Here is a 12,814-nt window from a genome sequence, read left to right as displayed (position 1 = left end):
GGCTTTGGACCTAAGCAGCTGTCTTTGGCCATCCTCATCTATAGTCTTTTCACACTCTCAGGCATCTGGGCATTCGGCCTTCGCGATTGGCTGCGTTATGGCGATGTATTCGCTGTCATGCTGCGCTTAATTAGCCAGCTCGCGCCTATTCATTATCGCGCCGCCAGCACAGAGTTCCCCAACGGCGCTTGGCAATGGCGCTGGCCATTAAGCGGGATAGCTGAGAAGCCTGCCACGCACTCCAGTGAAGTCATGTTTATCCTATTTATGCTCAGCTCCACTGCTTTCGACGGCCTACATGCCACGCGCTGGTGGTCGGAACTGTATTGGATTGATGGCTTTGCGCTACTGTCACCTTGGCTGGGTAGCAATATAGTCACTGCTTATCCGGCCTTAAAAGCCGGGCTTGTGGTGTTTGAAACACTAGCGCTACTACTCTCGCCGCTGCTGTATTTCTCGCTCTACGTGCTCTGTCTGTGGCTTGCAAAACGACTACTTAAAAGCAGCGTTAGTCTGCGTGAACTGACCTATCGCTTTGCCTACGCGCTCATCCCCATCGCCGTGGTTTATCACGCCAGCCACTATTTCACGCTAGTCATCACTCAAGGAAGCCAACTGCCTCGACTAGCCTCCGATCCCTTCGGCTGGGGCTGGAACATCTTTGGCACAGCTAGCGCTAATCCATGGATCATTCTGCCCGACATGAATTGGGTATGGCACAGCCAAGTTGCGCTGATTTTGCTCGGCCATATTGCTGGCGTTTATGCCGCTCACCAAGAGGCCTTGCGCTGCTTCGCCACATCAAGGCAGGCCATGCTTAGCCAGCTGCCAATGCTGATGTTTATGATGGCGCTAACGGTATTTGGCCTATGGATTTTGGCGCAGCCGCTGAGCCCAGCCGCCTAATACTGACGCTTTCAACTGCGTCGGAATATTATTTGGCAGTTAGGCTCTGCAGTACTCCGAGGCGCCTATCAATTACCAGTTTTCGGTGTTAGCACTGCACTCTGAATCAGCCGAGTTGATGCTACAGCGAACGCGCTTGATGATCTTCAGGCCTGGCTTGTCATAGATGCCCTGCTCAGCAATCGCAATACGTGAGTCGCGTAGCATGATGGTGTACTTGACCATATTTTCCGACGTTAAATCGCCCCAAGTCGCCGCAGGAATGTCTTTTTCTGCTTTGTTGATGAGCGACATCGCACGATTAAATTGACCCAACCAATACTGGCGTGACTTCAGACCAAATCCTTCAGGAAACTTCGTTTCGTTGATAATGATTTGGTACGTCAGAATGAGAATTGGGAAGCGGTTAATCGCACCTTTAGTACCAATGCCGCGATAAAGCTCTAGTGGCCGATAAGCCATGGCTGGGGCGGCGATGAAGTCCACAGAGCCATTGTTAAATTTGCCGGCAAAGTTTGTGATGTCGGCTGAAACCGGCTGCGCGCCAATTTTCTGAATCATGATGGCCTGCGCTTTATCGTAATCGAACGAGGCAATACGCTTACCCGCCAATGCCTCAACCGTATTAATTTTTCGATCATTAACCACAGGATAAGCCGTACCAAATGGGATGATTCCAGCGACTTCATAACGACCATTGACCATCAGCTTGCTAGCCGCGGGTGATGCGAAGGTTTGAATGGTTTTGCGCACCGTTTCATAGCTGGCTGGCATATCAACTTTGCCATTACGAATAATGGTCGACACACCTAATGAGTCGAGCGCCGCAGCTGTGGGGTTAAATTGGCGGGTACGAAAGCCGGTAGCCATCACCGCGTCGCATTCACCTGCTTTTAAGTCTTCGGTGGCTACACGCTCATCAGTGTAGGCTTTGATCGACATTTTTGCGCCCATGTTCTGAGCGGCTACGGCGTAGTCTTTGGCAATATTCACCATATCGCCAGCGCCACCGAGCAGGTCATAAACGCAGAGTGTTTGGTTTGCTTGAGCCATTGGCGCGGCAGAGGCCGCAATCAAAAAGACAGGGATAATCAGTTTTTTCATGTAGTTTTTCTTTTTATTATGGTGCCACGCTTGTATTGATACGAGTCCCTTACCACAACTGAACATGGCTTAAGTTTTTGCCTTAAGCCACGCTATACAATCCTCAGCTACCCGCTCCCAACCATCCTCATCAAGGATTAAATGGGCATTGTTCGGGTACTCGAGATAGTCGCAGCGCTCGCCATAAAGCGCTGCGTTTTTGCGACAGACACTGCTAGGCACAATGCGATCTCGCCCGCCAGCAATGCTTAACAATGGCGTTTTGTTGGCGTTGAAATCTACCGTCGCTGCGCCATTTTTTTGGAACATCGCAAAGACAATCTCTGCTGCTGCTCGTCCTGACTCATGCACTAAATCTGCAATACGAGTTGCCGCATCACTCTCGCTGAGCTCATTGAAGACGGCATAACGAGCCTCGCGTGCATTGAGCTTATTTGGCTTCTTCCAAAAGCCCGGCGTGCTGAAGATGCGCGTGGTGGCCGGCAACATAGATAGGCGCACAGGAAAAACGCCACGTGGTGCAGCACTACAAATCAAAATGGCGACTTTTGCCAAACCTTTAGCAACAAGCAACTGCGTCAACAAACCGCCCATAGAGTGGCCAATTAAAATAGGTCGCTCAGGCAATGTGGCAATAAACGCCGCAAGGTCATCGACATAATCACGCAAGCTGGTCGTGCCTAGCTCAGGATGTGGTGCACCCAAGGCATGATGGCGCAAGGTAGGCGTATGCACGGTATAACCTGCAGCTTCAAATGGCAGGCGATACGATGACCAAATCTCTCCCACACACCACATGCCATGAATCATCACAATTGGGGGTAAAGCGCTCATAGCGTCATTCCTAAGTTTTTAGCTCAATTAGTGAGACTACGTTCGGATGTATGGCCTTGCTTGCCACTTAACGACAATTTATTGTCATTACACGACAGTTGCCAGTGCTCATAATGACAAATTTAATACGCACAACAAATTTACGGGGCTACAAAGCGCTAGTGAGCTCGCTCGGTGGCGACCCTCAACAACTGCTGCAAGAGCTTCATGTTCCAGATGATTTAGAAGATAAAAACGACACTTTCATGCCATTTCGGCAGCTAGCCTTACTGCTCGAAGTCAGTGCCAATAGCCTGAACTGCCCAGACTTTGGCCTGCGCATTTCTCAATGGCAGGGGCCGAGTATTTTAGGCCCCATTGCCGTGATGATTCGCAACGCCGACACCGTTCAGTCGGCAATGGAGGATGTGGCTAAATACCTTCATGTGCACAGCCCTGCGCTCTCATTCAGCATTCTAGCGCCCGACTCAAATGGCAATATTTCTTTTGTTTTTCATATCGACGAGCCAAAAACACCTCTTGACCAAGCCTATGAGCTAACAATCGCAAATGCCGTCCATGCCTTACGAATGTTAGGAGGTGAAGCAACATTGCCAGTCGCCCTACACTTCGCGCACAAACCAAATTCTGCACTAGACGTCTATCAAGAACGACTCGGCTGCCCTGTGTATTTTGAGCAAGAATGGTCTGGTTTTAAGCTCAGCCCCGAGCAATTAGCGCGCCCTATTGATCAGGCTGATACCGAAACGCACCGCCTCGCGATCAGCTATTTAGCCTCGTTTCATGCGCCTGGATCTAGCCTAACACCCAGAGTTATTGAGCTTATTCGCGGCTTATTGCCTACTGGCCAATGCCGCATAGAAACCGTAGCAGATGAACTCGCCATACATACTCGAACGCTGCAACGGCGATTACTGCAAGAGCAGCAAAGTTTCGATTCACTACTAGATAGCCATCGCCGCCAACTTGCCACGCGCTATCTGGCCGAAAAAGGCCTGCGCCTATCGCAAATCGTCGGCATGCTCGGCTATACCGAGCAAAGCAGCTTCAATCGCGCATTTCGCCGTTGGTTCGAGCAAACGCCCAGAGCTTATCGCCTGAGCCTGTCGTCTAAAGACAATTAATTGTCGCTTTTTGCCAATAACTAGCTTTCGCAGGGTCGTACAGTGGCATGGTCAATTCACTATGAGACTCATGCCATGCAAACAATAACAAAACCGCTGGATGTTCTAATCATTGGTGCCGGCCTCTCCGGCGTCGGTACCGCCTGCCACATTGCCCGTGAATTTCCCAATAAGACAATCGCCCTAATTGAGCGCCGTAAAACATTGGGCGGCACCTGGGACTTATTTCGCTACCCCGGCATTCGCTCCGACTCTGACATGGCCAGTTTTGGCTACGGCTTTAAGCCTTGGTTATCATCAAAAGTACTTGCCGATGGCCCAGCGATTCGTGATTACGTCATTGAGACGGCAAAAGAATTCAAACTCTATGAGAAAACCCATTTTGGTCTGCAAACTCAAACCGCCAATTGGTCATCGGAAGATAAGCTCTGGACATTAGTAACGCGCAATGAAGACAGTGGCGAAGAACAGGTTTTTACCTGCCGCTATTTGATTAGCTGTACCGGCTACTTCAATCATGACTATGGCTATCGCCCTGAGTTTCCAGGCGAGGAAAACTTCAAAGGACAAATCATTCATCCCCAGCAATGGCCTGAAGATCTCGACTACAGCAATAAGCGTGTTGTTGTCATTGGCAGTGGCGCCACTGCGGTCACACTACTACCCGCGATGGCTGAAAAGGTCAGCCATATCACCATGCTGCAACGCTCACCATCGTATGTTTTCGCGCTGCCAAACAAAGACAAAGTTTCCGATGCATTGGGTAAGTTTCTACCGGGCAGCGTGGTGTTTAAACTGGCTCGCGGCCGCAATATCGCCATTCAGCGCGCGCTATATATATCCTGCCGCCGTTGGCCCAATGCCATGCGTAAATTCTTGCTCTCGCAAGTTGAAAAGCAAATTGGCCCTGATATCGACATGCGTCATTTCACCCCAAAATACATGCCTTGGGATGAGCGTCTCTGCGTGGTACCAGACGGCGATTTGTTTAAGGCACTACTCAGCGGCAAGGCCTCAATTGAAACTGATCACATCGATCGCTTTACCGAAAAAGGCATTTTGTTGAAGTCCGGCAAAGAGCTTGAAGCCGATATCATTATTAGCGCAACTGGCCTTACCTTGCAGATGCTCGGCGGCATGGCGATATCTGTCGATGGCGAAGCTCGGCCGCTCAATGAGCAAATGGTCTATAAGGGCCTATTGATCGAAAATATCCCAAATCTGGCGTGGGTTTTTGGCTATACCAATGCGCCATGGACGTTGAAAGCCGATCTTGCTGGGCGCTATTTATGCCGCCTGTTTAAGCATATGGAAGCGGAAGATAAAACCGTCGCTATGCCCGTGAGCGCGCCAGGAATCGCGCTCGATGTCGGCATTGTAGACAGCTTGCAGTCAGGCTATGTGCAGCGCGCAAAGGACATCATGCCGCGTCAAGGCAAGCAGGCTCCATGGCAGGTCACGATGCATTACGGTAAAGATAAAGCCATGCTGCTGAAAGATGCTGTCGCCGATGAGGCATTGCGCATGCATTAAGGCTCTAGTGTAAAAAGTGGCGACAGCATTGTTCAATGCGGGATTTAACTGCTAACACCTTGGCGCTGGCAGCTAATTCGGAACATAATTGCCGCCACTTTTTTACAAAACTGAGCTGAGTTGATGGAAAAGATTATTGAAAAACTGATGTACTCATCGCGTTGGATTATGGCGCCAATTTATCTTGGCATGAGCCTAATCTTGCTCGCACTAGGCATTAAGTTTTTTCAGGAAATCTTCCACATTGTGCCCATTATTTTCAGCATGAGTGAAGTTGACCTGGTCTTAGTCGTACTGTCGTTGATCGACATTGTCTTAGTCGGCGGCTTGATTGTCATGGTCATGTTTTCAGGCTATGAAAACTTTGTATCGCGCTTAGATGTCGATGAAAGTGATGAAAAGCTAGGTTGGTTAGGCAAGTTAGATGCTGGCTCGCTGAAAAACAAAGTAGCGGCCTCCATCGTGGCAATTTCCTCGATTCATTTGCTGAAAATCTTCATGAATACCGAGAATATCGATAACGATAAAATCCAATGGTATTTGCTCATTCACATCACTTTTGTGGTGTCTGCCTTTGCCATGGGCTATCTCGATAAAATCACCAAAAGTACCGAAAGCTGATTTATAGCTCCTGAGTTATAGCGCCTCATAACCTCGGTTAAGGCGCTCAGGCTGCTCAAATTCATGCACACAGAAGTCGATAAAAAGCCGCACGCTGGGCAGTAGCCCGCGGCGACTGGGAAATGCCAAATGCAATATCCCAGGCCGTGGCAGCCAACCCGGCATTACCTCGACCAAGCGACCATCAGCGATAGCATCACCGGCCATCACCAAAGGTAAAGCCGCTACACCAACGCCACGCAGCGCCGCTTGATAAAGCGTACTCATGTCATTAGCTATGAGTTTAGGCTCGTGAGCTACTGTGATTTTTTCACCCTCAGGCCCGAGCAAATGCCATTCGGCACGACCTTGGCCATCGCCTAGATGCAAACTGGGCAGGCGCGCAACATCAGCAGGTTTTGAAAAAACAGCAGCTGCTTTGCCTTCAGCACTTTCCGTGTGGCTTGCCAATAAGCTCGGCGCGACCAACCAACGCTGGCAACTCCACGCCAAACTGCGCATCACCAAATCACTATCGCTTAATGGCGGAAAGCGCACGCGAATCGCCAAATCCATGCCCTCGCGCTGCACATCTACGACACGGTTGGTCACCTCGGCATGCACATTAACGCGCGGATAAGCCGCCATAAACGCCGCGATAAGCTCAGCAAACTCATTATTCATCAATGCCGGCGGGCAGCTTAAGCGCAAGGTGCCACGCGGCTCAGCCTGCAGCCTTGCGACCTGTTCATCGGCGGCGTCAGCCTCCACCAACATGGCTTGGCAGTGCCGATAATAGGCCTGACCAAGCTCTGTCAGTTGAAATAGGCGACTGCCGCGATGCAATAACTGCACCTGCAAACGCGCCTCTAAAGCAGCCACTCGCCGACTCAATGTCGCTTTCGGCACATCAATAACTCGGCTCGCGGCAGCAAAACCTTTATGTCTGGCCACCGCTGCAAAGTACTGCATATCGTTTAAATCACGCATTCATCGTTCCATATATGCAACGCTATGTCTTTATATAGCATCTTTGCACCATATTGTTCCAGATATAACCTGTGCACATCAACTCTGTACGTATCAACAAAAAGAGGAGCAAGGTCATGAAGCAAATCAAAGGCGTTTATGCACCACCTCGTCAACACTGGGTCGGCGATGGTTTTCCTGTGCGTTCACTGTTTAGCTATGGCATGCACGACAACGATATCAGCCCATTTCTACTGCTAGACCACGCCGGTCCTGCAGAATTTACACCCAGCGATAAACCTCGCGGTGTCGGCGTACATCCACATCGCGGCTTTGAGACCGTCACCATTGTTTATGATGGCGAAGTCTCGCATCGTGACTCGGCTGGCTTTTCCGACACCATTTATCCTGGCGATGTGCAGTGGATGACCGCCGCTTCCGGCATTTTGCATGAGGAGTTTCACAGCCCGCGCTTCAGCGAAACCGGTGGCACCATGGAGATGGCGCAACTCTGGGTAAATTTGCCAGCAAAAGACAAAATGACGCCGCCGCGATATCAAGGCATCGGCGCGAAAAAAATTCCAACAGTGGCGCTAGATCACGGCTCTTTGCGAGTTATTGCTGGTGATTACACCGGCAATGCAGGCCCCGCACTCACCTATTCGCCGATCAATGTTTGGGATTTGTCGTTACAGCCCGGTGGCGCTCAGGACTTCTCCGTCAGCGATGGCCACAGCTTGATCGTGGTCGTGCTGAAAGGTGAGGTCATGGTAAATCGCGAGCAAGCTATTGGCACCGATCACACCGTAGTGTTTGCGCACAATGGCGGCGATTTTAGCCTTGAAGCATTAAGCGATAGCAAAGTGCTCGTGCTTAGCGGCGAGCCGCTGAACGAGAACATCGAGGGTTATGGCCCGTTTGTGATGAACACTCGCCAAGAAATTAATCAAGCGATTGATGATTTTAACCACGGCCGCTTTGGCCAACTGTGATTAATAACTCCCATAAAGGAAGCAGACATGAAAGCAATTAAAGTACTCACCATTTCAGGCAGCCTGCGTAAGGCTTCTTTCAATAGCATGGCCTTGCGCACAGCCGAAGCACTAGCACCTGAAGGCATGAGCTTTACGCATGCCGATCTGCATGGCCTGCCGCACTACGACCAAGACCTACGCGACACGGAAATCCCAGCTGCCGTGCAAACGCTCGATGCGCAAGTGCGCGCCGCCGATGCCGTACTGATTGCCACACCAGAATATAACTACTCGATACCTGGCGTATTGAAAGATGCCATCGATTGGCTATCGCGCATGCCAGACCAGCCGCTCAATGGCAAACCAGTTGCCATCATGAGCGCCAGTATGGGCGTGATGGGCGGAGTGCGTGCGCAATACCATTTGCGCCAATCGTTAATCTTCATCAATGCCCATGTGCTCAACCGCCCAGAGATCATGATCGGCAGCGCACATGAGCGTTTCGATGCCGATGGCAAACTCACCGATGCCATGACTGAGAAACTCATACGTGAGCAGTTGGTTGCTCTCGCAGAATGGACCAATAGATTGCGTGCTGATCGCTAAGACAATGCGATAAAGTAGAGGCTCTTCGCACCGAGCCTCTACTCATGTCAGCCAATAAACATACTAATGCTGCCGCGCCATATGGCGTTGCTGAAGAAATCGCCAATGCTCTGAGCCACGGCCTTAGCATGGCCGCTGCCATTGTCGCCACCACGCTCTTGCTGGTGAAAGGCATGCCCACGCTGAGCACTGGCCAACTCGCCGGTGTTGCCATCTATGGCGCTAGTCTCATCCTGCTATTTCTCAGCTCAACGCTGTACCACAGCATCACTCACGCACCGAGCAAGGCCGCACTAAAGCGCCTCGATCATTGCGCTATTTATCTGCTCATTGCCGGCACTTATACGCCGCTACTGACCATCACGTTAGCGCACAGCGCATACGCTCAAATCATGCTAGTGGTGATTTGGGCATTAGCCTTTGCCGGCATCTTGTTCAAAATATTCCTCATCCATCGCTTTAAAAAGCTCTCACTCATCACCTATTTGCTGATGGGCTGGATCTCACTAGCATTGATTAATGAGCTGTGGGCGAGCTTGGCACGACCGGGTTTTTGGCTGCTGATCGCCGGAGGCCTCTGCTTTACCGTGGGGGCAGGCTTTTATGCTGCTAAGCAAGTGCGTTATACGCATGCGATTTGGCATGTATTTGTCGCCGCTGGCGCCGCCTGCCATTGCGTATTAATTGGCATGTATGTGCTGCCGTGAGCTAGCTTGGCAGCGCCACCATCGGTGCATCCAAGTGCCCAACTTTGACATAAATCAACGCGCCTTCTGCTCGCGTGAATGGCTGGTGGCGACTCCAGCGCGGGTTGCGTAACCAGCTGCCTGCGGGATAGTCGCCCTGCTCATCGCTAAATACGCCGTCGAGCACGAAAATTTCCTCACCACCTGGATGCGTGTGCGGATTAAAATGCGTATTTGGCGCCCACTTCACTAACGCCGTATCGACACCATCAGCACTGTGTAGAGGCATTACCGTTAAGCCCTCGACCATGCCTTGCCGCCAAGGTATTTCGCGCGTGTTAAGCCTAAGTGACTGCGAATCAGCCTCCGTAAACTGCCACAGCTTCACCAATAAAGTGCAGCCCTCACGCGAAAACGGTGCGTGTGAACTGCCCGGTGGATTTCGCAAATAACTGCCAGCGGGGTAATCACCTTGCTCATCAGAAAAAATACCTTCAAGCACGAAAATTTCTTCACCGCCGCCATGTATATGGGTGGGGAACTGTGCACCTGGTGCATAGCGCACCACGCTAGTCGCACGAGCCACTTCCGCTCCAATGCGATCAAGTACGCGCCGCACCACGCCACCACTTGGTGAGTCCAGCCATTGCGCATCTGCGGCAAAGCAGACCTCACGCAAACTAAAGTCAGCGCGCACTGAAGAGACGGCTGAATCAGCGCTGTAGGCATCTTGCTCAAAGTTGTTCATATAGATATTCCATGAGGATCTCAGGTCACCATCAAACCATTACCAAGCTTTAACTTAGTTGATGCTCAGGGTAGAAACAGTCGCGAAACCAAAGATGTCTAACCTGCGGAGAAATCAGGTTCTTTCAATTTAATCTGCTTCATCACCTGCTTCAGCAGTACACGGCACTCTGCCTTTGCTCGCGGATCATGCCATTCCTCTACATACAGGCCACGACCAATGCACTCGACATAGGCAGTGCGAAGACTCAAGTGCGAACTTAGCTCTTTCGCACGTAAAGCCTTTGCCGTGCCGTCGAGAAAATCTGCCGTTGCGCGAGTAGCACGCAGCCTATTCCAAACTAAACGAGTAGTTAATCGCGAGTTAGTTTTTTTGCATTCCTTCACTAACTCCATCACTGACTCAGTGGCCCAAATATCTGGCGCCGAAGCCGTTAGCGGCAGTAAAAGTAAGTCGCTAATGGCCATCGCTTCGCGTAAAAACTTAACACTGCGTGGCGGCAAATCCATCACGATAACGTCACATTGACCATCTAGTTGCTCAGCTGCTGCTGCCACTTGCGCAGCACTCTCGCAGCCTAAAACGATAATATTAGGGTCATCCCGTAAAGCTGCCCATTGTGAACTTGTGCCTTGCGGTAAATCTGCATCGATTAGCCCGACACGAAAATTTTGTGCCAGATAAGCTGCTAGATTAGTAGCCAATGTAGATTTACCTACACCGCCTTTGAGTTGTGCAATAACGATTATTTTAGCCATGCGCTATCAATAACATAGAGCTAAATCAGCTTGCTACCTCGCAAATATTACAAATGATCATTGCTCGACCAATCGCTACACAATGCATGGATTTGTTTCGTTACACTGTCACTCATCATCTCGGGAGTCGCTGTATGAATCGCCTAAAATCTGTGTTTATTTCGCTCTATATGACCATGCTCGTTGCTGGCATTTTCTACTCGGCATTTCGCATTGCCGTTGAAGGCCCAACCACCGCGTGGATGGGCCTGGCGATTGCCTCCATCGTGCCTGGCGCATTTTTTATGCGGCTGTTTTTGGCACCGGTTGCACGCACCGGTGAAGACCTGCGCTGGATGCCCTTACTCGGGCTTATCGCCGCTTGCATCTCCGTCACCTTAGCGCCAAATCAGCCTTGGGCTCTAATCACCGCCCTGCTTAATGGCGTCATTGGCCCAGTTATCTATATTCGTTGGTATTCGCGCTTTAGTAACCGAGACACTGCAACCTTAGCAGCAGGACAACAATTACCAAGCTTCGATTTAATCGATGCCCAAGGCAAAAAGGTCAGCAGCAAAGACCTGAGCAAAGGCACCACGCTCTGGCTATTCTTTCGTGGCAACTGGTGTCCCTTGTGCATGGCGCAAATTCAAGAAGTCGCCCATGACTATCAAGCCCTAGCCGCGCGCGGCGTGCGAGTTTGCTTAGTTAGCCCTCAGCCAGAAAGCAACACGCAGCAACTCGCCAAGCAATTTAAAGTGCCTATGGAGTTTTACTCTGATACCAATAACGCTGCAGCGCGAAAGCTTGGCATTTTAGCCGAGGGTGGCCTGCCCGCCGGCTTACAAGCCTTAGGCTATGACTCCGATGTGCCGATGCCAACAGTGATTATTAGCAAGGCTGGTGGTGAAATAATCTATAGCGACCTAACCGAAAATTACCGTCTTCGGCCTGAGCCACAAGATTTTATGGCCGCGATAGACGCTGCTGGGCTCTAGTTTTACCCAGTAGCTTAGGTGCTCTACTCTGGTCGAAACGGCGTTGCGCATGAGACAATGCGCACCATCCTTTTTCCCTTGCTACGTGGCAGCAGAGTTGCCCTGTCGGAGTTTCAATGTCAGCAAATTCGCCTACTTTAGTGCTCGATGGCAAAGCCTTATCATTGAAAATGGAGGCGCAGTTACTTGAGCGCGTCACTCGTCTGCGCGAAGACACCGGTCGCACGCCGATTTTGGCGACTATTTTAGTCGGCGATGACCCCGCATCCGAGACCTACGTAAAGATGAAGGGCAATGCCTGCAAGCGTGTTGGCATGGACTCTATTCGCCGCACCTTGCCTAGTGAAACCACGACAGAGCAGCTCTTGGCCGAAATTCAGGCACTCAATGCCAACCTCGATGTGCACGGTATTTTGCTGCAACATCCAGTACCCGAGCAAATTGATGAGCGCGCCTGCTTCGATGCTATCGCGCTAGAAAAAGACGTCGATGGCGTTACCTGCTTAGGTTTCGGCCGCATGAGCATGGGCGAACGCGCCTATGGCTCCGCTACGCCTGCCGGCATTATGACGCTGCTAAAGGCTTATGACATCGAGCTCGCTGGCAAGCATGCTGTGGTGGTTGGCCGCAGTGCTATTTTGGGCAAGCCAATGGCAATGATGTTACTTGGTGCCGATGCCACCGTCACCATTTGCCATTCGAAGACTCGCGATCTTCCTGCTCTAATCAAGCAAGCTGATATTGTCGTTGGTGCAGTTGGACGGCCTGAGTTCATTAAAGCCGAATGGATTAAAGATGGCGCAGTTGTAGTTGACGCTGGCTACCATCCCGGTGGTGTTGGCGATATTGAGCTAGCACCGCTGCATGGTCGCGTTAGTGCCATCACGCCAGTGCCAGGCGGTGTTGGCCCGATGACTATTGCTACGCTGATTGAACAATCAGTGACGGCGGCAGAACGCCAAGCAAGCTGAATCGGCTACTAAGCGGCTAGCCTC

Annotated in this window: 14 protein-coding genes; 9 read left to right on the top strand and 5 right to left on the bottom strand. The window is 51.0% G+C overall.

Annotated features, from left to right (window positions below; genetic code table 11):
- Positions 1 to 906: hypothetical protein (locus tag AC3DKE_RS08460; RefSeq protein WP_487990440.1), on the top strand; the 906-nt coding region annotated here is incomplete at its 5' end.
- 72 nt (positions 907 to 978) lie between these two features.
- On the opposite strand, the gene AC3DKE_RS08455 is transcribed toward AC3DKE_RS08460, so the two are convergent.
- A complete protein-coding gene (locus AC3DKE_RS08455; protein WP_379069639.1) occupies positions 979 to 2,010 on the bottom strand; it encodes a putative solute-binding protein in 1,032 nt (343 codons plus the stop codon).
- Positions 2,011 to 2,079: 69 nt separating this feature from the next.
- Positions 2,080 to 2,844: an alpha/beta hydrolase gene (locus AC3DKE_RS08450; RefSeq protein ID WP_487990438.1), complete on the bottom strand. Its 765-nt coding sequence runs from the start codon at positions 2,842 to 2,844 to the stop codon at positions 2,080 to 2,082.
- 113 nt (positions 2,845 to 2,957) lie between these two features.
- Here AC3DKE_RS08450 and AC3DKE_RS08445 point away from each other — a divergent pair, with 113 nt between their 5' ends.
- The 3 genes from AC3DKE_RS08445 to AC3DKE_RS08435 all read left to right on the top strand — a co-directional run bounded on the left by AC3DKE_RS08445 (position 2,958) and on the right by AC3DKE_RS08435 (position 6,122).
- Entirely contained in the window at positions 2,958 to 3,968 is a 1,011-nt protein-coding gene (locus tag AC3DKE_RS08445) for an AraC family transcriptional regulator (RefSeq protein ID WP_411730085.1), read from the top strand.
- A gap of 75 nt (positions 3,969 to 4,043) precedes the next feature.
- Positions 4,044 to 5,501, top strand: coding sequence for a flavin-containing monooxygenase (locus AC3DKE_RS08440; protein ID WP_379069645.1), 1,458 nt, complete (start codon positions 4,044 to 4,046; stop codon positions 5,499 to 5,501).
- Positions 5,502 to 5,624: 123 nt separating this feature from the next.
- A complete protein-coding gene (locus AC3DKE_RS08435; protein WP_340675381.1) occupies positions 5,625 to 6,122 on the top strand; it encodes a TIGR00645 family protein in 498 nt (165 codons plus the stop codon).
- Positions 6,123 to 6,137: 15 nt separating this feature from the next.
- On the opposite strand, the gene AC3DKE_RS08430 is transcribed toward AC3DKE_RS08435, so the two are convergent.
- The gene (locus AC3DKE_RS08430; RefSeq protein ID WP_379069648.1) at positions 6,138 to 7,091 is read right to left on the bottom strand and encodes a LysR substrate-binding domain-containing protein; all 954 of its coding nucleotides are present in this window, start codon (positions 7,089 to 7,091) and stop codon (positions 6,138 to 6,140) included.
- A 116-nt stretch (positions 7,092 to 7,207) separates the two neighbouring features.
- Between AC3DKE_RS08430 and AC3DKE_RS08425 the strand changes: the two genes are divergently transcribed.
- The 3 genes from AC3DKE_RS08425 to trhA are packed head-to-tail and all read left to right on the top strand — an operon-like array spanning position 7,208 to position 9,357.
- The gene (locus tag AC3DKE_RS08425; protein ID WP_411730246.1) at positions 7,208 to 8,062 is read left to right on the top strand and encodes a pirin family protein; all 855 of its coding nucleotides are present in this window, start codon (positions 7,208 to 7,210) and stop codon (positions 8,060 to 8,062) included.
- A 27-nt stretch (positions 8,063 to 8,089) separates the two neighbouring features.
- On the top strand, positions 8,090 to 8,650 hold the full coding sequence (locus tag AC3DKE_RS08420; RefSeq protein WP_411730247.1) for an NADPH-dependent FMN reductase: 561 nt from the start codon (positions 8,090 to 8,092) through the stop codon (positions 8,648 to 8,650).
- A gap of 44 nt (positions 8,651 to 8,694) precedes the next feature.
- Complete coding sequence (gene trhA / locus AC3DKE_RS08415) at positions 8,695 to 9,357, top strand: PAQR family membrane homeostasis protein TrhA (protein ID WP_340675385.1); 663 nt, start codon at positions 8,695 to 8,697, stop codon at positions 9,355 to 9,357.
- A 1-nt stretch (position 9,358) separates the two neighbouring features.
- On the opposite strand, the gene AC3DKE_RS08410 is transcribed toward trhA, so the two are convergent.
- Complete coding sequence (locus tag AC3DKE_RS08410) at positions 9,359 to 10,084, bottom strand: cupin domain-containing protein (RefSeq protein ID WP_411730249.1); 726 nt, start codon at positions 10,082 to 10,084, stop codon at positions 9,359 to 9,361.
- A gap of 98 nt (positions 10,085 to 10,182) precedes the next feature.
- Positions 10,183 to 10,842: an AAA family ATPase gene (locus AC3DKE_RS08405; protein WP_340675387.1), complete on the bottom strand. Its 660-nt coding sequence runs from the start codon at positions 10,840 to 10,842 to the stop codon at positions 10,183 to 10,185.
- A gap of 134 nt (positions 10,843 to 10,976) precedes the next feature.
- On the opposite strand from AC3DKE_RS08405, the gene AC3DKE_RS08400 reads away from it, so the two are divergent.
- Entirely contained in the window at positions 10,977 to 11,819 is an 843-nt protein-coding gene (locus AC3DKE_RS08400) for a peroxiredoxin family protein (protein ID WP_340675388.1), read from the top strand.
- Positions 11,820 to 11,935: 116 nt separating this feature from the next.
- Positions 11,936 to 12,790 carry a bifunctional methylenetetrahydrofolate dehydrogenase/methenyltetrahydrofolate cyclohydrolase FolD gene (gene folD / locus AC3DKE_RS08395; RefSeq protein ID WP_379069665.1) on the top strand — a complete coding sequence of 285 codons (855 nt, stop codon included), beginning with the start codon at positions 11,936 to 11,938 and terminating at the stop codon, positions 12,788 to 12,790.
- Positions 12,791 to 12,814: the final 24 nt, after the last annotated feature.

This window comes from Paraperlucidibaca sp. (assembly GCF_982810325.1).
This window is presented reverse-complemented; position numbering and strand designations above follow the sequence as displayed.

Bases quoted from the DNA above. Each gene is read 5' to 3' on its own strand.
- AC3DKE_RS08455 (WP_379069639.1), bottom strand. From the start codon at position 2,010: ATGAAAAAACTGATTATCCCTGTCTTTTTGATTGCGGCCTCTGCCGCG.
- AC3DKE_RS08450 (WP_487990438.1), bottom strand. From the start codon at position 2,844: ATGAGCGCTTTACCCCCAATTGTGATGATTCATGGCATGTGGTGTGTG.
- AC3DKE_RS08445 (WP_411730085.1), top strand. From the start codon at position 2,958: ATGACAAATTTAATACGCACAACAAATTTACGGGGCTACAAAGCGCTA.
- AC3DKE_RS08440 (WP_379069645.1), top strand. From the start codon at position 4,044: ATGCAAACAATAACAAAACCGCTGGATGTTCTAATCATTGGTGCCGGC.
- AC3DKE_RS08435 (WP_340675381.1), top strand. From the start codon at position 5,625: ATGGAAAAGATTATTGAAAAACTGATGTACTCATCGCGTTGGATTATG.
- AC3DKE_RS08430 (WP_379069648.1), bottom strand. From the start codon at position 7,091: ATGCGTGATTTAAACGATATGCAGTACTTTGCAGCGGTGGCCAGACAT.
- AC3DKE_RS08425 (WP_411730246.1), top strand. From the start codon at position 7,208: ATGAAGCAAATCAAAGGCGTTTATGCACCACCTCGTCAACACTGGGTC.
- AC3DKE_RS08420 (WP_411730247.1), top strand. From the start codon at position 8,090: ATGAAAGCAATTAAAGTACTCACCATTTCAGGCAGCCTGCGTAAGGCT.
- trhA (WP_340675385.1), top strand. From the start codon at position 8,695: ATGTCAGCCAATAAACATACTAATGCTGCCGCGCCATATGGCGTTGCT.
- AC3DKE_RS08410 (WP_411730249.1), bottom strand. From the start codon at position 10,084: ATGAACAACTTTGAGCAAGATGCCTACAGCGCTGATTCAGCCGTCTCT.
- AC3DKE_RS08405 (WP_340675387.1), bottom strand. From the start codon at position 10,842: ATGGCTAAAATAATCGTTATTGCACAACTCAAAGGCGGTGTAGGTAAA.
- AC3DKE_RS08400 (WP_340675388.1), top strand. From the start codon at position 10,977: ATGAATCGCCTAAAATCTGTGTTTATTTCGCTCTATATGACCATGCTC.
- folD (WP_379069665.1), top strand. From the start codon at position 11,936: ATGTCAGCAAATTCGCCTACTTTAGTGCTCGATGGCAAAGCCTTATCA.